Here is a 23,110-nt window from a genome sequence, read left to right as displayed (position 1 = left end):
ATGAGGCTATCGATTTTAGGTTGCTATAGCGCCACGCCCAGAGCCTTAACAAACACTACCGCACAAGTATTGGAAATTAATAATCACATGTTTTTAATTGATTGTGGGGAAGGCACACAAGTACATTTACGAAAGCATAAAATAAAATTCAATCGGATTAAGCACATTTTTATATCCCATTTGCACGGTGATCATTTTTTTGGATTGGTTGGTTTAATTTCAACCTTCAGATTACTTACCAGAGAGACAGATTTACATATATACGGACCAAAAGGTATTAAGGAAGTGGTGATGCTTCAAATGAAATTAGCAGATTCTTGGACGAATTATAATTTGTATTTTCATGAACTGACATCTACCAAGTCAGAATTGATATTTGAAGATGATAAAGTGGAGGTGCTTACGATTCCTTTAGATCATCGGGTGTATACCAATGGTTATTTGTTTAAAGAGAAAGTAGGTGAACGCACTCTAAATGTGAATGCTGCAGAAGCGGCCAACATCAATGTAGCCTATTATAATAAGCTTAAGCAAGGCTTTGATGTTGAGAATGAAAGTGGCCAACTTATAAAAAACGAGACAGTAACATGGGACGGTAAAAAACCTAAAAGTTATGCCTTTTGCAGTGACACCATTTATAAAGAAGACATTGTCCCTTTAATTAAAAATGTTGATGTGCTCTATCATGAATCCACGTTTTTAGATAAGCATGAACATTTAGCAAGCAAAACAAAACATTCCACAGCTAAACAAGCAGCTCAAATTGCAAAACTGGCGGATGTAGGTAAACTTCTACTTGGACATTATTCAACGCGGTATGACGGGTTGCATGTGTTCAAGGAAGAGGCACTTGAGGTTTTTGACCATGTGGAATTATGTGAAGATGGAAAAACGTTTTCTTTCTAAGAAAATTCCTTAATACTGGTAATCCAATTAATGGCTACTTCTAAACTGGTACACCGCTTAATGCTTTTTTTAGAAAATTGCTTCTCCAATGTGGCATTCATATATGTCAAATTATTATATGACACTATAGCACTAGCCACTATAATACTGTATTCATCTTGGACCTTAGACCAAGATTGTGGTTCTAAAGAGTAGGAGTTTACTCTATTTGATATATACCCCAACTGCATATTTTCACCATAAAAATGGAAGAGCCCTTCTGCAACTTCTGTTACTTTTGACCAATCAAAATGAATACCGTCATGCAATTCTGAAACAACAAAGGTGTCACATAAATAAAAATCACCAAATGATAAAGCCATTTTTTCGTGCTTTAAAGTCTTAAAATATTTACTGTCCTCAAATCGCATAGTGCTGAATTAATGCTTAAATTTAAAAGATTTTTTCAAATAGAAAAGCATTTATAATTATTAAAATTCGCTCGATATTCTAATGGATACAAACTTAGGTGATTATAGAAAATCCTATCAAAAGGAAGAACTACTTGAGACCAATGTTGGAGATAATCCAATGCAGTTGTTTCAAAAATGGTTTTATGATGTCGATGCCAATTTTGATAATCAAGAAACCAATGCCATGACTATTTCTACGATGGGTTTAGATGGGTTTCCAAAGAGTAGGGTAGTACTGCTTAAGCGCTATACGCACGAAGGATTTGTTTTTTACACGAATTACGAAAGTGAAAAAGGAAAAGCAATTTCCCATAACCCTAATGTATGTTTATCTTTTTTTTGGGAAGGTGCAGAACGTCAAGTTATTATTAAAGGCAAAGCTGAAAAAATAGCAGCTAATTTGAGTGATGGCTATTTTGAATCTAGGCCAAGGGGAAGTCAGTTAGGAGCCATAGTATCTAATCAAAGTGACATTATCCCAGACAGAGATTATATAGAACATAAGATGTCTGATTTAGAAAAAACATACGAAGGGAAAGATATTGAAAGACCTAAGTATTGGGGAGGCTATATTGTAAAACCTATAGAAATTGAATTCTGGCAGGGACGCCCCAACCGTCTGCATGATAGAATCCGATTTCAGCTTCAATCGGATTACAATTGGAAAATAGATCGACTATCTCCTTAAATCGTCGACAAAAGACAGGTAATTGATATTTACCTATGTATTTCATCGATTAAAAACATAATAAATCGATAAACGACATGTTTTTAGTCGATTTTAACATTTAGTTAACAGTTGCTTCAGGTAAGAATCCTAATTTTATAGGATCAAATCTAAATTTACCTACTTATGAAGTTATTAACTAAACTGCCAATTTTGGCATTGTTAGCTATGTTGAGCTTTTCTTGCTCTACCGATAGCCTAGATGATAAAGCAGATTCCATAGCCCTTTCCCTAGTTGAAATAGAAGAGAAAACCATTGAAGTGGAGGTCTTAGAGCTCATAAATGACCACAGGTTGTCCATGGGTTTAAATCCGTTGGAAAATATGACTATTATAAAATCTGTTGCCTACACGCATACGGATTATATGGTAGATACAAGAACGGTGTCACACGACAACTTTTATACGCGAAGTAATTATTTAAAATCTAATACTGGAGCTACACGTGTTTCTGAAAATGTAGCATATGGCTATAGCACAGCAGAGTCTGTTGTAAAGGCTTGGATTAATAGCGAAGCGCACCGTGCTACTCTTGAAGGAGATTTTACAAACTTCGAGGTGTCGGCAGAAAAAAGTATTGATAACAAATGGTATTACACCAATATATTTATAAAAAAATAAGGTTGTTATAGCTTTAACAACAAAACGCATAACCTTTTAATTGAACTGATTTTTAGCATTCAAAAAATTAAATGGTTATATATTGATAACTCTTACCAGTTATTGAATTTAGCATTAGGTATAAAATCCCCTCACATAATGAGGGGATTTTTTTATAGTCTTATTCTACATAAGCTTATTGTTATCTTCTTTAAAAATGAAATTGTATATCCGTAAACACCCCTATATTGATTAATATTTTGTATATTTAATTGATTCAAAAACAGTTAGCTATGGATATATTTTCTTTTGGGGTTCATTTCACAGATGAAAAGAGTTGCAGGCTTCATTTCAAGGAGCAAAGGGACAAGCAAGGTGTTGTTTGTAAGCGTTGCGGATGTACAGACCACTATTGGCTGATCAATAAATGGAGCTATCAATGTAAATCCTGCAGCTCAAGGACATCATTGCGCAGTGGCACCATAATGGAAAGCTCTAAATTGTCATTTCTGGTTTGGTACAAGACCATTTTTTTGATGAGCACCACAAAAAAAGGATTTTCCAGTAAAGAGATACAGCGCCAGTTGGGGCTAAAACGTTATGAGCCAGTTTGGGCAATGGTCCATAAACTGCGTAGAGCAATGGGGGATCGTGATGACAGGTACACATTGGAAGGAATGATAGAAATGGATGAAGGCTATTTTACTATTGAAGCCTCGGAACAAGCACACAAAACCCAAAAAGCAGGTCGAGGGAGCAAAACTAAATCCAATGTTATGATTATGGCAGAAAGCACCATACTGGAAGATATAGAAACAGGAAAAGTAGATAGACAATGCCGTTATTTTAAAGCTAAGGTATTAGAAGACCACAAGGCAGATGGCACAGACCAAAGCTTCAAAGACGCTATTGATGACGAGCAAACTATTATATTTACAGATAAGAGTACTTCATATGTAAATATTGCAGACTATGTAGAAATACATATGACAGAGAAATCAAACGAACAAACCACCAAAGAAACACTCAAATGGGTGCATATAGCAATAAGCAATGCTAAAAGGAACTTTGCGGGAACTTATCATAAAATCAAGAAGAAATATTTGCAATTATATCTGAACGAGTTTGTTTATAAGCTCAACCGCAGGTATTTTGGAGAACGAATCTTTGATAGGCTTATTATTGCTAGCATTACAGCTAATGGACATTAAACGGATATACAAAAATGAAATGTTGTTTTTATATTATGGTGAGTAATAAATATAATATAAAATCTGGCTTAACTTCCAGTTCGTTATGATATAGCACAAAACTCATTGCTGATAAATACGAATATAATCAACTATTAAAAAAGTTGGATATTCTGAAACCAAGGGGATCGTTCCTAAGTTTCCCCCAACAGATGTATTTATCACTAAATAAAACTCATCATTAAAAGGATAGGGCAGTTTGCTATTGGTCGTATTTGCTGTAGAAAAAGTTTTGTATGGTATATTATTTAATAACCATGTTATTTTATTTTCTTCCCAAACCAATGAAAACACATGGAAAGTTTTATCAAAATCATTAGCTGGAGCTTTAAGAAAGGTAGATATGAATTGGTGGCTAGCTATATCATTCCCAAAATGAGCTGTGGCTAAAATTTCATTTTTCTTATGACCTACATATTCCATAATATCAATCTCCCCACCACTTGGCCATTCTGCATCAGGATATAAAATTGAATAGTCCTTATTAAGCAACCATAATGCCACCCATGTACCAACAGCAGATGGCATTGCTGCTCTAATATCAATTCTACCATATTTGAACTCAAACTTGTCATCGGTATGGATTCTAGCCGATGAAAAATAATCAAAGCCATTACTGCTCTCATTTTTTGTACTAATAATTAAATTTCCATCTTGAAAAGTGTGGTTCTTTTTTGTATAATATTGCAGTTCGCCATTTCCCCATCCGCATAGACTGGGACAGCCATTTTCTAAGTGAAAACCCCATTTATCGGTTAGTAAAATTTCTTGATCAAATTCGTCACTCCAAATTAAATTATAACCCACATAAAATGTGGGGGCGTCATAGCCAGTAGTAGGTATGCTTACCAGAGGATCTGGACAAGGAGCACAAGAATCCCCTCCGCAGTCTACATCTGTCTCTGTTCCATTTTTAATCCCATCATTACATGTTGGTGGGCAACTATCACATAAATCCCCACCGCAGTCTATTCCTGTCTCAGTACCATTTTGAATGCCATCCGTACATGTTGAATTAACTAGAGGAGTACTAGTACTGATGTCTGATGAACTACAAGAGAAACTTATAGCACCTAATAAAACAATTAATATTTTTAAGCTAGTTTTCATTATTAATAGGCATTATGTAAAAATAATCTTTTCTATAACGCAGGTCAATTAATTTAGGTTCTATATTTTTATCCTGTTAACTTGAGTTGGATCAATAAATTTTAGTCAACAATTAATTATTAAAATCCTACAAGGTTGTGAAAATCTTGTAGGTTTATTTTGTAATTCTAATACCTACAAGCTCAAAATAAGAACCTTATGAAATATGAAAAAGAATTATCTGTTGTTGAATTTTAAATATTAGTCGAATTCAGGTTGTTAATGTCTCATTTTTTTTATTTCATCTTATAAAACCACCTGCTTTGCAGGTGGTCATGTTCTAAAGGCTATGCCTATATTTGTTTATGAGTAAATATAAGAAACTTAGCCATGTTATTTATAAATGTGATTATCACATAGTTTGGGTTCCAAAATACAGATTACGAATACTGAAAGGAGAAATAAAAACCTTGGTAGAAAGGGATATTCGCTCATTATGCGAATGGAAAAGTTGCGAGGTACAAGAATTAAATGTCCAAGAGGACCATGTTCATTTGTTAGTTTCTGTACCACCGAAAGTATCAATTTCAAAATTAATGGGAGTTTTGAAAGAAAAAATTGCAATAAAACTATTCAAGAGTTACCCCAAATTAAAGCAAAAACCATATTGGGACAAGAGGTTATTTTGTGAGTACTGTTGGATTAGATGAGGAAATGATACGGAAATATGCAAAGCATCAAGAAAAGGAAGAAAAAATAGTTGAAGAGAATCAACAAAAGTTTGATTTTTGAACCAAGCCTTAATAGCCCCTTTTAGGGGCAACCCAAAGCCACCTTCTAAGAAGGTGTGATTTTTATTAAAAAACTGTTTTCAAAATACGGAAAACTAATAAAAACATCTCTTGATACTTATGCCTTTCATTATAAAACTAAGCTTAAAAATTATTCTGTTTTAACTACAATAAACTGCGTTCGTCTATTCAATTGGTGTTGCTCTTCAGTACATCGTACAGTACCATCACAATTATTACTGAGCAATCGCTTACCAAAGCCTTCATACGCTTTAATTCTAGATGGTTCAATACCATTCGAAATTAAATAAATATAGGTTGCTTTTGCTCTATCTTTTGAGAGTTCATCATTAAAATCGTTAGACCCTCGAACGTCTGTATGCGATTCAATGCGTATTGTCATGTTAGGATAGGTATTCTGCAACTTATAAATCAAGTTGTCCAATTGCTGTGCTGCATCTGCTCGAATATTCGACTTATTAAAATCAAAATAGATTTGATTTAATTTTACCGGGGATTCAACAATGTTTGAGAGAGGGTTGAGTTTTAAATTTATGGTTATAGCTGTAATGGTGTTTTCTATATTTGATGAAGTAAAGGTTTCTCCATTCTCTTTATAATTGTCTTTACTGGCTATAATTTTATAATTCGTATCCCTATCAATTTGAATATTATAAAAACCATTTTCATCGGTTTTCAAGGTTGTAATAATACGGTTATCGATAGAAAATAACTTGATCTCGGCATTTTCGATGGGTGTATTTGTTTGAGAGTCGCTCACTATACCTTCAACATTAAGTAGCGGTGTTTTCTTAAATTCATAAATATCATCACTACCTAAACCGCCACCTCTATTAGAGGCGATATAGCCAGTTACACCATCATTATTCATGAAAAACGAAAAATCATCTTTACTTGAATTAATAGGAATGCCAAGATTAATAGCATTGGTAATAATCCCGCCGCTATCTGCTGCGGTTCCGAAAATATCCAATAGCCCCAGACCTAAATGCCCATGGGATGAAAAGAATAGTGCATCTTCATCATTTAAAAAAGGGAACATTTCATTTTTATCTGTATTAACTCTATCTCCTAAATTTTGTGGTTCGCCAAAGGTGTCATCATCACTAATATCAACATAATAAATATCAGATCCACCGAATCCTCCGGGCATATCAGAGGTAAAGTATAATCGTGAACCATTATGGTTTAAGGCAGGATGCCCGTTAGAGTAAGTATCGCTGTTAAAGGGTAGTTCTTCAATATTGGTCCACTCATCTTCAACTAGTGCCGCTTTATAGATTTTTAAATGTGTAGTCCCATTGTCATCTTTTCCTAAGGTCTTTTCAGTAAAATTATTTCTAGAAAAGTACATGGTTTTTCCATCCTGCGAAATGGTCAACGGCCCTTCATGATATATGGAATTAATTGCGCCTTTTAATCTTAATTTATGCGGAACAAGGCTGTCTGTACTGCTTTTTTCCTTAGCGTATATATCTAAGAAGGGTTCTTCATTCCAACCATAAACATGCTTTATGGCAGCACTTTCATGTATAGCGGAGGCATAATATATTTTACCATCTTGCTCATAGGCCCCAAAATCACTGAATTTTGAATTGAAGTTTACAGGTGACAAAGTGTATTGCGGTTTGGCATTAAAAATAGATGATAAAAAATTGTCATCATTTAAAATCTTCGCTTCCTCAATAGTTCCACCAGCATCTTTAAACCGTTTCATCCACAAACGTGACGCTTCATAATCTTTTGTGCCTCTTAATGCTTGCGCGTATTTATAATAATATTCTTTGGGTAAGTTTTCTTGTTGAACTGCCAGTTTATAATATACTGCAGCGCTGTCTGGATTACGCATGTAGGCATAACTATCTGCTAGTTGGCGCGTTGCATGCGTGATGTTGTCACCTTTCTCTATAAGCTCATGATAGGTCTTAGCAGCTTCAACAAAAGCAAATTTATTGAATAGCTTATCGGCTTTTTTTTGCAAGCCACTTTGAGAAAATACGACGGTGTTGAGTCCTATTAAAAACACAACTATTATAATTGTTCTGAATTTCATGTCGGTCATAATTTTTATTAAAAAGTTCTCATGACGGTAAGAAATTTTTATTTAGTATACTATGGAGAGCACCAGACTTAATTAATACTATTCCATTTTTATAACAATAAACTGTGTACGTCTATTTAATTGATGCGCTTCTTCTTCGCACTTGGTATCGTCTTCGCAACCGTTTGTTAATCTACGTTCACCAAAACCTTCATGTTCTGTTATTCTAGAAGGGTCTATGCCTTTAGAAATAAGATAGTCGTAAGTTGAATTTGCTCTATCAATAGATAGTTTGTCATTATATGAGAGTTCACCCCTTGAATCGGTATGCGATTCAATTCTAATCACCATGTCTGGATAATCGTTTTGCATTAAATTCACAATTTTATCCAATTCTAATGCGGCATCTTTTCTAATATTGTATTTATCAAAATCGAAATAAATGGTGTTGAGTTCTGCAAGTTTCACCACGTTAGGTACGGGGTTTAAGATTAAATTCGCCGTAATGGTAGTCAATTCGGTTTGAATATTCTTTGAGGTGAAATTTCTATAATCATCAATATACTTGTCTTGACTACCTACAATCTTGTAATCTTTATTGCGTTCAATATTTATTTGATAATAGCCATTTTCGTCCGTTTCAATATAAGCAATCTGCTGGCCTTTATCATCAAATAAAGTAATGATTGAATTGGGTATGGGTTTGGTGTTAATCGCATCAATGACTACACCCTCAACATTTAATAATGGTACTCTGTGAAAGCCGTAAATATCATCATCACCACGACCACCTTTTCTATTGGATGCGAAATAGCCTGTGATACCATTTGGATTCATGGTAAAGGAAAAATCATCTTTATTTGAATTAACAGGAACGCCTATGTTAATAACATCTACAATGGAACTCTCATCTTCACCCTTAATAGTTCCGAAAATATCCAAAAGCCCAAGCCCAATATGCCCTGATGAGGAAAAGAACAAGACCCCTTCATTATTAATAAAAGGGAAACCATCAGCTTCTTTTGTATTGACCACATCTCCTAAGTTTTGAGGTTCACCTAAACTGCCATCCGGATTGATATCTACATAATAAACATCCGATCCACCAAAACCGCCAGGTCTGTCTGAAGCAAAATACAACTTAGAATCATCTTTATTTAAAGCGGCATGTTGTGTAGAAAAATCATCACCATTAATCGATAGATCTTCAACATCGGCCCATAGGCTATCTTTTAAATGGGCTCTATAGATTTTCATGTTGGTTAGTCCTTTACTATCTTTTTTCTCAATATCATTTCTGAAATTGTTACTTGAGAAATACATGGTTCGACCATCTTTAGTAATGGTAACGGGACCATCGTGATAAATAGAGTTAATATCGCCTTTTAATTTTGAAGTATGATCTGCTTTTTTACTGCCTACTTCTGTAACATAAATATCTAAAAAAGGTTGTTCGTTCCAACCATATAAGCGTTTAATGGCAACACCTTCATCTCGGGTAGAGGCGAAGTAAATTTTTCCTTGATGCTCAAAAGCACCAAAGTCACTGAATTTGGAATTGAATCTTATTTTATCTATAAAGTACTGTTGTTTGGAATTAAACACCCTAGTAATAAAATTGACATCTTTTGAGAAGTCATTTTCGTTAACAACCCCTCCAGAATCTTTGAAAGTCTGCAACCATTCCCTGGATTCTTTATACTTTTCAATACCTCTTAAAGATTGCGCATAGCTATAATAATATTCTACAGGTACATTTTCTTGCTTGACCACCTGTTTGTAGTATCTGCTGGCATTTCTAGGGTCTCTTAAGAGCGCATAACAGTCGGCTAATCTCCGCGTGGCATAATCTGTATTGTATCTATTATCAATAAGTTCTCTATAAACTTTAGCTGCTTTTACAAAGGAGAATTTATTGAATAATGTATCTGCTCGTTTTTGTTTTCCCTGTTGAGAGAATACCGAAAAGCTCAGCATTAAAGCAAAACATATGAGTATGTAATTTTTTATTTTCATTGTTATAAGTTCTGATTAGAAATATCTTGGGGACTTTAATTTTGAACTCAAGAACTTAAATTCGTAAATAAGTAATAACTCGTGCGAACCAGTACTGTAATCATTTATTTCTGAAATAGGTTTTTCATAAGCATAACCAATTCGTAATTGACGTGAGATTTGAAAATCTACAATACCACCAATGGCTGCCGTTTGTTCGTTAATTCTATAAGAGCCTCCTAACCAGAATTTTTCAGCAAATAAAAAGTTAGCTGTCAAATCATAAGATATAGGCGCACCATTTGTGGCTTTAACTAAAAAGGCTGGTTTTAGTTTCAGGTTTTTACTTAGGTCAAAAACATAGCCACCTGTAAAATAATAGCTTAATCTATCTAACGCTTCAAAGCCTTGTTCTGTGTTTTTATCGGTGTTTAAAACTCTAGGGCTAGACAAGCCTAAATACCATTTGTTAGTATGCCAATACACGCCAAGGCCTATATTTGGTGTCCATCTGTCTTCTATGCCATAAATCACGTCATCTAAACTTTCTGATTGCCTAAAATCTGCATCCAAACTGTATTGTGTAAATCCTGCTTTTAAACCAAAGGCCAGTTTGGCAATTTTACCTGTTGGAATGGTATAAGAGAAATCACCGTATAAATACGTGAAATTTTCTGGGCCTAAATCATCTTCAATAAAAGATAAGCCAACACCAATTCTATCATTTCGTAATGGGGTATGTACAGAAAGCGTTTGTGTTATTGGTCCACCTTTAAAACCAACCCATTGGCTTCTATGTAATCCTACAACGCTTAATGCTTCTCTACTACCTGCATAGGCGGGGTTTATAGAGATTGTGTTGTACATGTACTGTGTGAATTGCGGTAATTGTTGTGCAACCCCTATAGTACAACTAAACAACGCAAAAGCTATTATATACTGTTTAATAAGTTTCATAGGTTAATATTTTATTTGGTTCCTAAGTAAACTGGACCCGTAAACGGAGGCAATCCACTATCTTTTAAGGTTATGATATAATAGTAAGTCCCATTAGGTACCTGACCAGCATTTCCTAAAGACGATTTGTTAACAGTGCCTTTCCAACCACCCATGTTCTCTCCAGTTTGATAACTTGAGGACTCATAGATTAATGCTCCCCATCGGTTAAAGATTTTTACGTCTGCGGTGAATCCACATAATTCAATACCTGTAATATCGAAAGAGTCATTCATTAAATCTCCATTTGGTGTTACCGCTTTAGAGATGACCACATCATTTTCTCCACAAGGCAATACCGTACAATCTGCATTAATATTCAGAGAAACATCTGTGACACTTAAGCAACCTGCTTCAGTTGTAGTATATCTAAACAAGTAATCAATGCCGCCACTATTTGGCAAAAAGTCTTCATCCAATTCTAAACCAGAAGGATCAAGAATACTTCCTGTTAAGATTGCAGCTGAATCGCCTTCAACAATTTCCCATACACCAGTGTCATTTGTTGTAATGATGAAATTGTTTAAATCTACAAGACCATCATCAAAACATCTGTCGCCAGCATCAACGGTAGTAACCACTTCATCAAGCGCAACCATTAAGGTTTGCGTGTACTGTGCTTCAATATTACATTCGTCAGTAACGGTCCAAGTTCTTACTATCTCGTAATCTGAAAGTATATTTTCATCAAATGAATTGGTTTCATTAAAAACCACCGTCACATTATTGGAACAATTATCGGTAAATTCTAAATTTGGAACCTCAGGAATGGCAGTACAACTCACATTCAAGGTAATATCAAATGTGGTTGATGGCACTGGTGCCGTAGTATCTTGCACTGTAATAGTTTGCGTATGTAAGGTGGTTAAACCACATGCATCGGTAGCTGTCCAAGTTCTAGCTATAGAGTAGTTGTTAGGACAATCTCCAGGTGTTGTTATGTCTGTTGCCACTACTGTAGCTGTTCCACAATTATCAGAAGCTGTCACTGTTTGCGCATTTGGAATATTATCGCATTCTACCGTTACATCTGTTGGCATGGTCGTGTCAAAAGTTGGTGCCGTGGTATCTCTTACAGTAATTTCTTGGTTGTGAATGGTTGTTAGACCACATTCATCTGTTGCTGTCCAAGTTCGAATAATGGAGTAGTTATTATTACAATCCCCATTATTTCTAACATCATTTACTATAACTGATGCTGTACCACAATTATCAGTGGCCGTTAATGTTTCCGCTTCAGGAATATTATCACACTCCACTACCAAATTGCTAGCTGGAAGATTTTCAACAAAAGTAGGTGGTGTAACATCTTCGACCGTAATTGTTTGCATATGAGTTTTTGTCAATCCACATTCATCGGTCGCAGTCCATGTACGTTCTATTGTATAATTATTTGGACAACCGCCATCAATTTTAACATCTACAACTTCAACTGTCGCATTTCCACAATTATCAATGGCTGTTAAGGTTTCCGCAGCAGGAACTGCATCACATTCTATAGAAAAATCCTGAGGCAAATCTTCAACAAATTCTGGAGCAGTCGTATCCGAAGTGGATATAATTTGATCAGCTGTAGTTGTAATACCGCAAGCGTCCGTAACTACCCAAGTTCTTGTTATTGTGAAACTCCCAGGACATGATCCATCGGTAGTAACATCACTGAATGTGATTTCTGGGTTGTCATCACAATTATCGGTTGCAGTTGCTGTACCAAAAGCTATAGGTGATAAATCGTCACTACACTCAGCCGTAACATTCGATGGAAATACCACTGTAGGAGGCGTAGTATCTACAACTGTAATGGTTTGCGTAAAGGTATCGCTTAGATTTCCACAGGCGTCAACAAAGTTCCAAATGCGTGTTTGTACGTAAGCATTGGGACATTCAGTGTCGTTTGCTGTTTCATTATTTATCAAAACTAAATTAGGCGTACTACAGTCATCAGAAGCTGTAGGTGAAAGCGCTAAAGCAGCAGCAATACCATCGGCATCACTACACTCAAGTGTTGTATCTAAATCTCCAGCAGTATTGCTAATTATAGGTGCCGTTCCATCTTTTATCAAATATGTCGCGGTAGTTGTGCTTGCATTATTACAGGCATCTACTGCCGTGAAGGTTACGGTAATGGCGCCATCGTTACATTGGACGGTATTGTCGGCTCCGTAGTTGTTGCTCCAGGTGACATCACCACAGTTGTCGGTGGCCGTAGCTCCCGCATTAGAAGTCAACCATGCAGTCAATGCGGTTTGAGTATCACCTACACCACATTCGATTTCTATGTTTTCCTTATTGGTAATATCAATTTCAGGAGGTGTGCTGTCTACTACGGTAATGGTCTGCACAAAGTCTTCACTGGTATTATTACAGCCATCTGTAAAGTTCCAAATGCGTGTTTGTACGTAAGCATTGGGGCATGTTAGATCAATTACGGTTTCGTTACTTATCAAAACTAAATTAGCCGTACTACAGTCATCAGAAGCTGTAGGTGAAAGCGCTAAAGCAGCAGCAATACCATCGGCATCACTACACTCAAGTGTTGTATCTAAATCTCCAGCAGTATTGCTAATTATAGGTGCCGTTCCATCTTTTATCAAATATGTCGCGGTAGTTGTGCTTGCATTGTTACAGGCATCTACTGCCGTGAAGGTTACGGTAATGGCGCCATCGTTACATTGGACGGTATTGTCGGCTCCGTAGTTGTTGCTCCAGGTGACATCACCACAGTTGTCGGTGGCCGTAGCTCCCGCATTAGAAGTCAACCATGCAGTCAATGCGGTTTGAGTATCACCTACACCACATTCGATTTCTATGTTTTCCTTATTGGTAATATCGATTTCAGGAGGTGTGCTGTCTACTACGGTAATGGTCTGCACAAAGTCTTCACTGGTATTATTACAGCCATCTGTAAAGTTCCAAATGCGTGTTTGTACGTAAGCATTGGGGCATGTTAGATCAATTACGGTTTCGTTACTTATCAAAACTAAATTAGCCGTACTACAGTCATCAGAAGCTGTAGGTGAAAGCGCTAAAGCAGCAGCAATACCATCGGCATCACTACACTCAAGTGTTGTATCTAAATCTCCAGCAGTATTGCTAATTATAGGTGCCGTTCCATCTTTTATCAAATATGTCGCGGTAGTTGTGCTTGCATTGTTACAGGCATCTACTGCCGTGAAGGTTACGGTAATGGCGCCATCGTTACATTGGACGGTATTGTCGGCTCCGTAGTTGTTGCTCCAGGTGACATCACCACAGTTGTCGGTGGCCGTAGCTCCCGCATTAGAAGTCAACCATGCAGTCAATGCGGTTTGAGTATCACCTACACCACATTCGATTTCTATGTTTTCCTTATTGGTAATATCGATTTCAGGAGGTGTGCTGTCTACTACGGTAATGGTCTGCACAAAGTCTTCACTGGTATTATTACAGCCATCTGTAAAGTTCCAAATGCGTGTTTGTACGTAAGCATTGGGGCATGTTAGATCAATTACGGTTTCGTTACTTATCAAAACTAAATTAGGCGTACTACAGTCATCAGAAGCTGTAGGTGAAAGCGCTAAAGCAGCAGCAATACCATCGGCATCACTACACTCAAGTGTTGCGTTTAAGCTACCAACAGTAGTAACTACAACTGGTGCCGTATTGTCTACGATAGTAATGATTTGCACAAAATTATCACTGACATTATTACAGCCATCTGTAAAGTTCCAAGTACGCGTTTGTACGTAAGTATTGGGACAAGTAGCATCCATATCGATATTGTCGCTTACTAAAACGATATTCACTGTATCCGAGCAATTATCGGTCGCTGTAGGTGAAAGTGCTAAAGCAGCAGCAATACCATCGGCATCACTACATTCAAGTGTTGCGTTTAGACTGTTAGCGGCTGAAGTAATTACTGGAGCGATATCATCTGATATTGTGATAATTTGTTTTACTTCTATGGAATTTCCACAATCGTCTGTGACACTATAGGTTCTAGTAATAATTTCAGGACATGTATTACCATCTGAATCATCAGAAACATACTCCACAACAGGAAGAATACCTGAGTTATCAGCTTCATCTGTTACTACGTTGACATCAGGTTCAGGAATTTCTGCGGCACATTGTACATTTATAGGATCTGGGTCGCTAGCCGTTGGCGGTTCATTAACATAATTCGCATAATCAATTGGTATGATGCTAGGTGTTGGAATGGGCTCTCCAACACAAACGCCTGTTGTTTCATAGCCTTGTATTAATGGCGTATTAAAAACCACATTGGATATTGCTCCAACACCGCTGATAGATCCCTCAACGGACATCGTGGAGTCAAATGATGGGTTTTTTAGAATAGCACAATCTGTAGTAACAGTAAACCTAAAGCTAATGTCTGCAAGTACAAAATCTGGATTATCAGGTACAGGAAGTGTCCCTAAATCCCAAATGATAGCACCATAAGGTCCTACGCTCTCATCAAAAAATGGATCTGGAATAGCAACCGTTGGGGTAAAGTACACATTAGAATCAATATTTAAGTTACCAGGGTTAACAGCTTCTGTTAACGGAATAGTTATTATCGTATTATTTGTAGCTTCTGTACCCGTATTTCTAATTTCAATACCATAGTCTGCATCTTGTCCTGGCTCTAATGGCGTTGTGGGTACATTGGGATCAAAAGGGACGCCGTTTATTGAAGTCGTAGTTAAAACGCCTTCCGATTCTGGAACATAGGCATCAACAGAAAAAGTGACATTAAAAATGATATATGTATCTCTTGTGGATCCATATCTAAATGTGGTTGCCGTTTGGTTGTTATCTATAATATCATTGTTAGTATTAGGCACATCAAACATGGCAATATCAACCCCTGTATTATTTTGAAGATTTGGGTTTCTAGGGTTTCCCCCAGTGACAATCGATGAATTAAAAAAGTTAGTGGCGCTATTTCCGCTGTGACTCAATTGTTGAAACTGGCTATCCACTTGACGTTGAATTTCGAAATAATCTCCAGCAACATTCACGTCGCCTTCACCAGCCATGACACCTAGTTTAATGTTCACGTCACCGTTTTGAATGGCCTGAAAACCATCTACATCAAATTGATAATTATAAATACCAGCATCAACAAAGGCATGTCCATCAAACACCGTCACATCTCTATATCTCATTTTAGAGTTTTCATAAACCACGACCATACCCCAACCGCCGTAATAACCGGTATTATCTGGGTTGCCTTCCAAGGCGGCAATATCGGCTACAAAATATTCACCAATACCATTATTAGCAATAACATAATCGGTTACTTCGGCATAAGCCGAATATAAATCGAAATCAGTTCCCGAAGGGTAATAGATACCGCTGGCTATAACTTCTGTATAGCTTCCAGATGTTGGGCCTTTTATTTTTACTTTGCGTTTATCAAAAGTCTTTGTACCACCATCCTTAGTTACTGTAAAAACCTCATCAGCACCAGCGCGTCCGGTCCAATATAAACCCGCATAAATAATATTTGAGCATTCTGGGAGCGCACCATTCTCTGTAGATAAGGTTAAGGTTGATGATGAAGAGTTCCAGGTACTTGTATCGCCATCAACATCCACATAAACCATGTCATTATTATTGTTGGTGTTATTACCATAGGTAACCAATGATAAATTGGTATTCCCCATCATGGTAAAATCGCCTTTAATATTATAAACCTCTTGCGAAGGTGTATTGGAGGATGTCCTGGGTTCAAAATCTACTCGTACTTGACTAAAACCTAGAGAAGTGATCATCAAAGTTACAAGAAGCATCAACAGTCTTGATACGCTAATTGGTAGAGTTTTGTTATTGTAATGTTTTCCCATTATATTATGTTTTAAATTCACCTTATACTTTTATTAAGATGGATCATCATTTTTATAAAAAACCCTAATATTTGAATTAGGTGCCGTCTTTATAAACTTGCTTACTTTCTCATTATCTAATGAAAAAGGGCTTTTTATTATGATATACTTAAGCTGATTAAAGACCTCCAAATTTGAAACGTTTAATACATTGTTTAGATCACTTGGTGTTGTTAGACGTACTTCTATAAACTGAACATCCTTTAGATGGTTATGCATCTTATTCAACTGACGAAATGACTGTGTATTTTGGAAAATAGCTTTAACAACTTTTTTGCCTTTTGACTGGTCAATAACTTTAACATTCTGAATATAAACAGAAGGATGAATTTTAAAGGCTAAGTTGTAAAAATCAGCTCTTTTTGTATTTTTCTTTAAACCCTTCTTTTTATTTGTTTTAAAAGCTGTTTTAGCATCCTTAGTTAATTCCAATTCGTAAATATCACGGTCTTGGGCATGAGACGGGTAAACAGCAGTAAGTGAAAAACCTAAGGCTATTAAAAATACGCGAAGTGTAACAGTTAATTTATTTTTCATAACTCTAATTTAATTATAATTTAAACCACAAATAAGCTTTATCTATTTCTAATTAAAGAATGACAAAAACTAAAACATACAAAAAATGAGGGAATTTGTTCTTTGGAGGGCAAATAAGGAGGTTCTTGTAACTTCCATATTTGAAATTTAGATTTGGGGTCATAACTTTCTTTATTATATAGGTAGAACAAAAAAAAACATATAATTGTTCCTACTCAAATTTAAGTGCCAACTCACTAATAAAATCGATAAAAGGCTTGATTTTATGTGATTGAAACATAAATTAACTTGCTTTTTTATTTTCGATAGTTAACTAGTTCATATAAAATGGGTTAACTCAAACAATAATTATATTATTAAATTTGCTAACTTTCCATGTCAAATAACGTAAATTTAAATGAATAAATACGCATTTAATCGATAAAATTTGCTTTTAATCTATATTTTATGAAAAAATTAATACTTGTCCGTCATGCTAAATCTTCTTGGAAGCATCATGTAGTAGACCACGAAAGGCCTTTAAATACCCGCGGTTTTACAGATACTGATTTGGTTTCAAAAGCCTTTAAATCTGTTGGTGAGAGCATAGACTTACTTATAAGTAGCGATGCCATGCGTGCAAAAACCACCGCTAGCATATTTATTGACAACCTTAATATTGACAAAAATATCGTACAACTGAATCATAATCTTTACGATTTTTCTGGAAATGACTTGCTTAAAGTTGTTAAAAACTGTACTGCAAATGTAAACACGCTCATGGTTTTTGGACATAACCATGCCATTACTTGGTTTGTGAATGCTTATGGTAACGATACTATTGAAAATGTCCCCACTTGCGGCTTATCGATTTTAGAATTTGATATTGACAATTGGCAAGACTTGAAAAAGGGGACTACCAGGATGACTATATTTCCAAGGGATTTAAAGTAGCTTTATTTCTTAATAAAAATTTCACATCTAATACTTTATAATTAGTTGTAAAATCGCCTACTTTGATAATCAAATATTTCTATACATTTACACTTAAATAGAATATATTTGCGAAACATTTTTTAATTTGAATGAGATAATGACGAAAGCCGAAAAGCATAAGAATAGCTATATAAATAGAGAAATAAGCTGGTTACAATTTAATGCTCGGGTGCTACAAGAAGCTTCAGATGAAACCGTTCCGCTTATTGAAAGATTGCGATTTCTGGGAATATTTTCTAATAATTTAGATGAATTTTTTAAGGTAAGGTATGCCACTGTAAAACGAATCGTTGAAGCTGGTAAAGGAGGTAAGAGTGAATTAGGAGGTATAAAAGCTAAGGAACTCTTAGAAATAATCACTCAAATAGTCATTAAACAGCAAAGTGAAAGTTTAAAGATTTTAAAGATTATCTGGAATCGATTAGCCGAGGATAACATCTTCATAATTAATGAAAATCAAATAGATAAGATTCAACATGAGTTTATAAAAAACTATTTTATAAAGCATGTAAGTCCTGCGCTTGTGACCATTATTTTAAATGAATCGGTAGTGCTTCCAAACTTAAAAGATAGTGCTGCATATTTGGCTGTTAGAATGCTTATGCCTGATGATAAAAGGCAATTTGCACTGATCGAAATACCAAAATCAATCAATCGCTTTGTAGAGTTGCCAAAAGAGGGCAATAAAGATTTTATTATTCTTATTGATGATTTATTGCGTTATTGCTTGGGCGATATTTTTGATATTTTCAACTATAAGGAAATCTCTGCACACATGATTAAAATCACCCGTGATGCTGAACTGGATTTTGAGAGTGACTTAAGTAAAAGTTTTATTGATAAAATTTCAGATAGTGTGAAACACAGGCAATTGGGGGAACCCGTTCGTTTTGTATATGATAAAAAAATTAATAAAGAAACCCTAGAATACTTGATGTCTAAAATGGGGATTGACAGTACGGACAGTATTATTCCAGGTGGTCGCTATCACAATCGTAGAGATTACATGGGGTTTCCAAGCCTTGGCAGAACAGACTTATTATACAATAAAATTGAGGCCTTACCTATAAAGGGACTTAGCTTAGAAGAGAGTATTTTTAAGGCGATAGCAAAGAGAGATTATCTGCTTCATGCGCCGTATCAAACTTTTTCATATATCGTTAAATTCTTAAGAGAAGCCGCTTTAGACCCGCAAGTGAAGACTATAAAAATTACTATTTATCGTCTTGCTCAAATTTCGCATATTGCCAGTTCGCTCATTAATGCTGCTATTAATGGTAAAGCGGTTACGGTATCTATAGAATTGCGTGCACGTTTTGATGAGCAAGCCAATATTGATTATGCCCAACAAATGGAAGATGAGGGCGTAAACTTGATTTTTGGAGTTCAAGGATTAAAGGTGCATAGTAAAATGTGCGTGATCGAACGTGAAGAAGAAGGTAAAAACAAAAGATATGGTTTTATAAGCACGGGAAATTTTAATGAATCTACAGCAAAAATTTATACAGATCATACACTTTTTACTTCCAACCAGAGTATATTAAAAGATGTTAATAAAATATTTAGATTCTTCAATGTCAATTATAAAATCTATCGCTATAAGCATTTAATCACGTCGCCGCATTATACAGAAAACGCACTGTCGAAATTAATAGATACAGAAATTGAACATGCCAAAAATGGAATTGGCGGTTCTATTCGATTAAAAATGAACAGTATATCAAGCTATCCAATGATTGATAAACTTTATGAGGCAAGTAATGCCGGAGTAAAAATTCAAATGATTGTTAGGGGGATTTGTTGTTTGATTCCTGGTGTGAAAGGCATGAGCGAAAATATTGAAGCCATTAGTGTGGTTGATAAATTTTTGGAACATTCACGGGTTTATATTTTCGGGAATAATGGGAATACTAAAATATATATTTCATCGGCAGATTGGATGACTAGAAACATAGATAATAGAGTAGAGGTCAGTTGCCCAATTTATGATGAAGATATTAAGAAAGAGATCATTGACACATTCAATATCACTTGGGACGATAATGTAAAAGCTCGGGTTTTAAACGCTTCACAAGAAAATAAATATAGAAAAAACGATAAGCCAAAACTAAGGTCGCAATTTGCACTTTATGATTATTATTTAGAAAAGTTGAAAAATTAATATGCTTACAATAAAAAAGTACGCGGCCATCGATATTGGATCAAATGCCGTAAGATTACTTATATCAAATATCATTGAACAAAAAGGAAAACCTGTTCAATTTAAAAAGAACTCCTTAGTACGTGTTCCTATCCGTTTGGGTACTGACGTGTTTTTAAGAGATAAAATTTCAAAGGAAAACACACAACGTATTTTAGATACCATGCTGGCTTTCAGGCTCCTCATGAAATCCCATAAAGTGGTGAAATATAAAGCCTGTGCCACTTCTGCAATGCGTGAATCAGTTAACGGTCAACAGGTTGCGGATTTAGTCAAAGCACAATCTGGAATAAGTATCGACATTATTGGAGGCGAAGAAGAAGCAGCCATTATTGCAGCTACAGATTTGCATACGTATATAGATAATAGCAAAACATACCTATATGTTGATGTAGGAGGTGGTAGTACAGAATTTACAGTAATTCATCAAGGGACATCGGTGACTTCAAAATCGTTTAAAATAGGAACCGTTAGACTGCTAAATGATATTGTAAAAAAAGAAGCTTGGCAAGAATTGGAGCAATGGATCCATACCAACGCAGAACTTTACGATAAGATTGAAGTTATTGGTTCGGGAGGAAATATTAATAAGATTTTTAAAATTTCAGGCAAAGCCTTAGGAAAACCGCTTACTTATTTTTATTTAACCTCTTATTACCATATTTTACAAAGTTATTCTTATGAAGAGCGTATTACAGAACTGGATTTAAATCAAGATCGTGCAGATGTTATTATTCCTGCGATGCGGATATATTTATCTGCGATGAAATGGAGTGGCGCCAAGAACATTTATGTCCCTAAAATTGGATTAGCAGATGGCATTATTAAAAGTGTCTATTTCAATACTGTTTCCAGTAATACACAGTAAAATTTTGCGGTTTAACTGTTAAAGTATCATCATATAAATTTTATAATATATATTCGTTGGCGTATTTTAAGTTATAATTGGTTATATCCCAAAACTATTTAATTATGAAAAAGATTCTACTTGTTCTTTTAATGTTGACCTGCTCATACCACGGTTTTTCACAAGACATGAAGTATGGTATTCGATCAGGGTATAATATTTCAAATTTAGACTTTGACGCGACGCCAATTATGGCAAACAAACACAGAAATAGTTTTTATATTGGTTTTTTTACGAATATTGGTCTAACAAAAACTATGGCTTTAGTGCCAGAAATACAATTTTCAGCCGAAGGTGCCAATGCCGAAGCCTTGCATTTAGATTATATACAAGCACCCATTCTACTAAGATTCAGATTAAGCGAAAAATTTCATGTGGCTGCTGGTCCGCAAATTGGTTTAAAAGTCCATAAATATGAAGATGGGATTCGGAATATGGCATATTCTGCCGTGGGTGGTTTAGAATATAAACTCACATACTCTTTATTTTTAGACGCACGATACACCTATGGTCTATCAAATATTTTTGATGATAAACTAGGTATTGATGCAAAAAATACAAATATCCAAATAGGAATCGGTTATAAATTCTAACCGTGTATGGCCTCACTTTTGCCTAACTTAGAAATAATTTCGGCCTCGTATTGTAGAAGTTCTTGCCATTTAGCATCCACCTCTTTCTTATCGCCATATTTTCGAGCGAATCCTAAAAACATGGTGTAATGATTGGCTTCACTAATCATTAGTTTATTATAAAATTCGGCGAGTTCTTTTTCTTTCAATGCTTCAGAAAGCAGTCTAAAACGTTCGCAGCTTCGCGCTTCAATTAAAGCCGCATAAAGTAAGCGGTGCACCAACTGTGTGGTTCTGCTACCGCCTTTAGGGAAAAATGTAACCAATTGGGACACATAGTCATCTTTTCGATCGCGACCAAGTGTCCAGCCCCTTTCAATAATTTTATCATGTACCATTTTAAAATGGCTGATTTCCTCCTTAACCAAAGCGGTCATTTCTTGGACCAAGTCACTATATTCAGGAAAACTCACTATTAAAGATATTGCGGTGCTTGCAGCCTTCTGCTCGCAAAACGCATGATCTGTTAAGATCTCTTCAATATTTTTTTCGACGATGTTTACCCATCGGGGATCGGTTGGTAATATTAATCCTAGCATAATTTAAAGTATATGTTCATCTAAATTAATTGCATCTATTTCTAAGTTGCCGATTTCGTTTATTTTGATAACGAAGTCTTTGCAAACTTGATTATCTGGTGTACAAAAAGAAGTGTTTAAATAAAGCGTGTTATTTTCACTGCGTGCATAATCTACCCATAAAAACTGCATAATTGCCTTTTTCCAAAAAGATGGATTTTCGAATTTATTAAAATCAGATTTGTCTATTAATGTATTAATAAGTAAATGGTCGTCTTTTAAAACCATGAGGTGTGCCTCAAAATCTTTATAATGGTGAGCGGTCTCTATTTGATTTAAAGTTTGATTTTCCTCTAAAACATAGTCCGTTTCAATAGAGTGATAATTCATTTTTATTTGATAGCCATTATTTAGGATGGTATCTGTAACAATTTCAGAATAACCTTCAGGAATATATTGTACTTGTTTTGAAAAAGAATCAAATAACTTATTATCAACCAGTACCTGTTGATGGCTTTTTTGACTACGATATCTGCCGTCACAATTCATGATACTGAATGTGTAGATAAGAAAAATAATTATAATTAAATTTTTCATTAT

At 35.3% G+C, this 23,110-nt stretch carries 17 protein-coding genes and 1 pseudogene; 9 read left to right on the top strand and 9 right to left on the bottom strand.

All coding sequences use genetic code 11. From position 1 onward, the window contains the following. Complete coding sequence (locus FAF07_RS16900) at positions 1-906, top strand: ribonuclease Z (protein ID WP_142786224.1); 906 nt, start codon at positions 1-3, stop codon at positions 904-906. Here FAF07_RS16900 and FAF07_RS16895 read toward each other — a convergent pair. Then, positions 903-1,268: a hypothetical protein gene (locus FAF07_RS16895; protein ID WP_246067730.1), complete on the bottom strand. Its 366-nt coding sequence runs from the start codon at positions 1,266-1,268 to the stop codon at positions 903-905. The two genes, FAF07_RS16900 and FAF07_RS16895, sit on opposite strands and share 4 nt — an antisense overlap. Before the next feature lie 130 nt (positions 1,269-1,398). Here FAF07_RS16895 and pdxH point away from each other — a divergent pair, with 130 nt between their 5' ends. From pdxH to FAF07_RS16880, 3 genes are all read left to right on the top strand, one after another. After that, entirely contained in the window at positions 1,399-2,046 is a 648-nt protein-coding gene (gene pdxH / locus FAF07_RS16890; RefSeq protein ID WP_142786222.1) for a pyridoxamine 5'-phosphate oxidase, read from the top strand. Positions 2,047-2,211: 165 nt separating this feature from the next. Then, positions 2,212-2,706 carry a CAP domain-containing protein gene (locus tag FAF07_RS16885; protein ID WP_142786221.1) on the top strand — a complete coding sequence of 165 codons (495 nt, stop codon included), beginning with the start codon at positions 2,212-2,214 and terminating at the stop codon, positions 2,704-2,706. Between the two features lie 272 nt (positions 2,707-2,978). After that, complete coding sequence (locus tag FAF07_RS16880; protein ID WP_142786220.1) at positions 2,979-3,896, top strand: IS1595 family transposase; 918 nt, start codon at positions 2,979-2,981, stop codon at positions 3,894-3,896. A 102-nt stretch (positions 3,897-3,998) separates the two neighbouring features. Here FAF07_RS16880 and FAF07_RS16875 read toward each other — a convergent pair whose 3' ends face one another. Continuing rightward, positions 3,999-5,045 (bottom strand): glycoside hydrolase family 16 protein, encoded by a 1,047-nt coding sequence (locus FAF07_RS16875; RefSeq protein ID WP_142786219.1) that lies wholly within the window; start codon positions 5,043-5,045, stop codon positions 3,999-4,001. Positions 5,046-5,389: 344 nt separating this feature from the next. On the opposite strand from FAF07_RS16875, the pseudogene tnpA reads away from it, so the two are divergent. Then, positions 5,390-5,816, top strand: a pseudogene (gene tnpA, locus FAF07_RS16870) (IS200/IS605 family transposase). 150 nt (positions 5,817-5,966) lie between these two features. On the opposite strand, the gene FAF07_RS16865 reads toward tnpA, so the two are convergent. The 5 genes from FAF07_RS16865 to FAF07_RS16845 form a co-directional block, all read right to left on the bottom strand. Beyond that, positions 5,967-7,889, bottom strand: a complete 1,923-nt coding sequence (locus FAF07_RS16865; RefSeq protein ID WP_142786218.1) for an OmpA family protein — start codon at positions 7,887-7,889, stop codon at positions 5,967-5,969. Positions 7,890-7,976: 87 nt separating this feature from the next. After that, the gene (locus FAF07_RS16860; protein ID WP_246067729.1) at positions 7,977-9,893 is read right to left on the bottom strand and encodes an OmpA family protein; all 1,917 of its coding nucleotides are present in this window, start codon (positions 9,891-9,893) and stop codon (positions 7,977-7,979) included. Between the two features lie 15 nt (positions 9,894-9,908). Continuing rightward, on the bottom strand, positions 9,909-10,829 hold the full coding sequence (locus FAF07_RS16855) for a PorP/SprF family type IX secretion system membrane protein (RefSeq protein ID WP_142786217.1): 921 nt from the start codon (positions 10,827-10,829) through the stop codon (positions 9,909-9,911). Positions 10,830-10,840: 11 nt separating this feature from the next. Then, positions 10,841-16,702, bottom strand: a complete 5,862-nt coding sequence (locus FAF07_RS16850; protein ID WP_142786216.1) for a gliding motility-associated C-terminal domain-containing protein — start codon at positions 16,700-16,702, stop codon at positions 10,841-10,843. A gap of 33 nt (positions 16,703-16,735) precedes the next feature. Further along, on the bottom strand, positions 16,736-17,278 hold the full coding sequence (locus FAF07_RS16845) for a hypothetical protein (protein ID WP_142786215.1): 543 nt from the start codon (positions 17,276-17,278) through the stop codon (positions 16,736-16,738). Between the two features lie 447 nt (positions 17,279-17,725). Between FAF07_RS16845 and FAF07_RS16840 the strand changes: the two genes are divergently transcribed. The 4 genes from FAF07_RS16840 (at position 17,726) to FAF07_RS16825 (ending at position 21,953) form a co-directional block, all read left to right on the top strand. Further along, positions 17,726-18,211: a SixA phosphatase family protein gene (locus tag FAF07_RS16840; RefSeq protein ID WP_142786214.1), complete on the top strand. Its 486-nt coding sequence runs from the start codon at positions 17,726-17,728 to the stop codon at positions 18,209-18,211. Between the two features lie 139 nt (positions 18,212-18,350). After that, positions 18,351-20,414, top strand: a complete 2,064-nt coding sequence (ppk1, locus tag FAF07_RS16835) for a polyphosphate kinase 1 (RefSeq protein ID WP_142786213.1) — start codon at positions 18,351-18,353, stop codon at positions 20,412-20,414. 1 nt (position 20,415) lies between these two features. Then, entirely contained in the window at positions 20,416-21,321 is a 906-nt protein-coding gene (locus FAF07_RS16830; protein ID WP_142786212.1) for a Ppx/GppA phosphatase family protein, read from the top strand. A gap of 104 nt (positions 21,322-21,425) precedes the next feature. Then, entirely contained in the window at positions 21,426-21,953 is a 528-nt protein-coding gene (locus tag FAF07_RS16825) for a porin family protein (protein ID WP_142786211.1), read from the top strand. On the opposite strand, the gene miaE is transcribed toward FAF07_RS16825, so the two are convergent. Beyond that, the gene (miaE, locus tag FAF07_RS16820) at positions 21,950-22,531 is read right to left on the bottom strand and encodes a tRNA-(ms[2]io[6]A)-hydroxylase (RefSeq protein ID WP_142786210.1); all 582 of its coding nucleotides are present in this window, start codon (positions 22,529-22,531) and stop codon (positions 21,950-21,952) included. The genes FAF07_RS16825 and miaE overlap by 4 nt on opposite strands. A gap of 3 nt (positions 22,532-22,534) precedes the next feature. Then, entirely contained in the window at positions 22,535-23,107 is a 573-nt protein-coding gene (locus FAF07_RS16815; protein ID WP_142786209.1) for a DUF4738 domain-containing protein, read from the bottom strand. Between the last annotated feature and the right edge of the window lie 3 nt (positions 23,108-23,110).

The organism is Changchengzhania lutea (assembly GCF_006974145.1).
GTDB lineage: Bacteria > Bacteroidota > Bacteroidia > Flavobacteriales > Flavobacteriaceae > Changchengzhania > Changchengzhania lutea.
This window is presented reverse-complemented; position numbering and strand designations above follow the sequence as displayed.

Excerpts from the sequence above, each read along its gene's own strand:
- FAF07_RS16815 (WP_142786209.1), bottom strand. The coding sequence starts at position 23,107 with ATGAAAAATTTAATTATAATTATTTTTCTTATCTACACATTCAGTATC.
- FAF07_RS16880 (WP_142786220.1), top strand. The coding sequence starts at position 2,979 with ATGGATATATTTTCTTTTGGGGTTCATTTCACAGATGAAAAGAGTTGC.
- FAF07_RS16840 (WP_142786214.1), top strand. The coding sequence starts at position 17,726 with ATGAAAAAATTAATACTTGTCCGTCATGCTAAATCTTCTTGGAAGCAT.
- FAF07_RS16850 (WP_142786216.1), bottom strand. The coding sequence starts at position 16,702 with ATGGGAAAACATTACAATAACAAAACTCTACCAATTAGCGTATCAAGA.
- FAF07_RS16895 (WP_246067730.1), bottom strand. The coding sequence starts at position 1,268 with ATGGCTTTATCATTTGGTGATTTTTATTTATGTGACACCTTTGTTGTT.
- FAF07_RS16900 (WP_142786224.1), top strand. The coding sequence starts at position 1 with ATGAGGCTATCGATTTTAGGTTGCTATAGCGCCACGCCCAGAGCCTTA.
- FAF07_RS16875 (WP_142786219.1), bottom strand. The coding sequence starts at position 5,045 with ATGAAAACTAGCTTAAAAATATTAATTGTTTTATTAGGTGCTATAAGT.
- FAF07_RS16845 (WP_142786215.1), bottom strand. The coding sequence starts at position 17,278 with ATGAAAAATAAATTAACTGTTACACTTCGCGTATTTTTAATAGCCTTA.
- ppk1 (WP_142786213.1), top strand. The coding sequence starts at position 18,351 with ATGACGAAAGCCGAAAAGCATAAGAATAGCTATATAAATAGAGAAATA.
- FAF07_RS16830 (WP_142786212.1), top strand. The coding sequence starts at position 20,416 with ATGCTTACAATAAAAAAGTACGCGGCCATCGATATTGGATCAAATGCC.
- FAF07_RS16855 (WP_142786217.1), bottom strand. The coding sequence starts at position 10,829 with ATGAAACTTATTAAACAGTATATAATAGCTTTTGCGTTGTTTAGTTGT.
- FAF07_RS16860 (WP_246067729.1), bottom strand. The coding sequence starts at position 9,893 with ATGAAAATAAAAAATTACATACTCATATGTTTTGCTTTAATGCTGAGC.
- FAF07_RS16865 (WP_142786218.1), bottom strand. The coding sequence starts at position 7,889 with ATGAAATTCAGAACAATTATAATAGTTGTGTTTTTAATAGGACTCAAC.
- miaE (WP_142786210.1), bottom strand. The coding sequence starts at position 22,531 with ATGCTAGGATTAATATTACCAACCGATCCCCGATGGGTAAACATCGTC.
- FAF07_RS16885 (WP_142786221.1), top strand. The coding sequence starts at position 2,212 with ATGAAGTTATTAACTAAACTGCCAATTTTGGCATTGTTAGCTATGTTG.
- pdxH (WP_142786222.1), top strand. The coding sequence starts at position 1,399 with ATGGATACAAACTTAGGTGATTATAGAAAATCCTATCAAAAGGAAGAA.
- FAF07_RS16825 (WP_142786211.1), top strand. The coding sequence starts at position 21,426 with ATGAAAAAGATTCTACTTGTTCTTTTAATGTTGACCTGCTCATACCAC.